The sequence below is a fragment of the Actinoallomurus iriomotensis genome, assembly GCF_030269445.1.
Classification (GTDB): Bacteria; Actinomycetota; Actinomycetes; order Streptosporangiales; family Streptosporangiaceae; genus Actinoallomurus; species Actinoallomurus iriomotensis.
The window spans coordinates 1,638-3,333 of record NZ_BSTJ01000030.1; the positions used below are offsets into that span (position 1 = coordinate 1,638).

General features: G+C 56.5%; 1 rRNA gene (running past one end of the window). It reads left to right on the forward strand.

Annotated elements, in window-relative coordinates:
- Positions 1-419 precede the first annotated feature (419 nt).
- A 23S ribosomal RNA gene (locus QSK37_RS51255) occupies positions 420-1,696 on the forward strand (its annotated part continues 1,404 nt past the right edge of the window); the annotation flags it as partial.

A 1,696-nucleotide genomic window follows, 5' to 3' on the forward strand; every position in this document is an offset into this window, starting at 1 on the left:
GGCGATCGAGTCTGGGGGTGTTGGTCCATGACTCATGCCACGGGCGAATGTCTCGTGGGTGGGTTTGCTCATAGGTGGAGCACTGGCTATTCGTGTCGGTTGTCATGCCGGTCTGGTTAGTACCGCCCAGGTTTCCTGGGAGTGGGAACGCGAGATGTCGGGGTGGTGGCTGGTGCGAGCACACTGTTGGGTCCTGAGGGAACGGGCACGGGAGCTCTTGGAGCTTTTCGGGTTCGTCTCTTCGGGCCGTCTCGGATCTTGTCTGCCATGGTTGGTGGGTGGGGTTTGGGCGGGCGGGCCGGCTGAGCCTCACATACCGCATCAGGTTTCTGGTGGTCGTGGTGGTGGTTGTTGGTTGGTGTCCCGTTCGTGTTTTGAGAACTGCATAGTGAACGCGAGCATCTTTTTTCTTGTGTTGTGTTCAAGTTTTTAAGAGCACACGGTGGATGCCTTGGCATCAGGAGCCGATGAAGGACGTGGGAGCCTGCGATATGCCCCGGGGAGTTGGCAACCGAGCGTTGATCCGGGGGTTTCCGAATGGGGAAACCTAGCACCCGTCATGGGGTGTTGCCGCCACCTGAATGTATAGGGTGGTTGGTGGTAACGCGGGGAAGTGAAACATCTCAGTACCCGTAGGAAGAGAAAACAACATGTGATTCCCTGAGTAGTGGTGAGCGAAAGGGGATCAGGCTAAACCATGCGCGTGTGATAGCCGGCGGGCGTTGCGTGTGTGGGGTTGTGGGAGCATTCTTGTCTGGTCCGCTGACTGGGCGTGGAGTAAGAAAACAATGAGGTAGTCGAACGATCTGGAATGGTCGACCGTAGTCGGTGATAGTCCGGTAGGTGAAACCTTGTTGTCTCCATTGGGTGTTTCCCGAGTAGCACGGGGCTCGTGAAATCTCGTGTGAATCTGCCAGGACCACCTGGTAAGCCTAAATACTTCCTGGTGACCGATAGCGGACTAGTACCGTGAGGGAAAGGTGAAAAGTGCCCCGGTGAGGGGTCGTGAAAGAGTACCTGAAACCGTGTGCTTACAAGCCGTCAGAGCCTTGCATTCCTTGTGGGTGTTGGGGTGATGGCGTGCCTTTTGAAGAATGAGCCTGCGAGTTATGGTGTGTGGCGAGGTTAACCCGTGTGGGGGAGCCGTAGCGAAAGCGAGTCTGAATAGGGCGTTTGAGTCGCATGCTGTAGACCCGAAGCGGAGTGATCTACCCATGGGCAGGTTGAAGCGCGGGTAAGACCGTGTGGAGGACCGAACCCACCAGGGTTGAAAACCTGGGGGATGACCTGTGGGTAGGGGTGAAAGGCCAATCAAACTCCGTGATAGCTGGTTCTCCCCGAAATGCATTTAGGTGCAGCGTCACGTGTTTCTTGCCGGAGGTAGAGCTACTGGATGGCCTAGGGGGCCGACAAGCTTACTGAAGTCAGCCAAACTCCGAATGCCGGTAAGTGAGAGCGTGGCAGTGAGACTGCGGGCGATAAGGTTCGTAGTCGAGAGGGAAACAGCCCAGATCATCGGCTAAGGCCCCTAAGCGTGTGCTAAGTGGTAAAGGATGTGGAGTTGCCGTGACAACCAGGAGGTTGGCTTAGAAGCAGCCACCCTTGAAAGAGTGCGTAATAGCTCACTGGTCAAGTGATTCCGCGCCGACAATGTAGCGGGGCTCAAGCACACCGCCGAAGCCGTGGCATCCCAGCA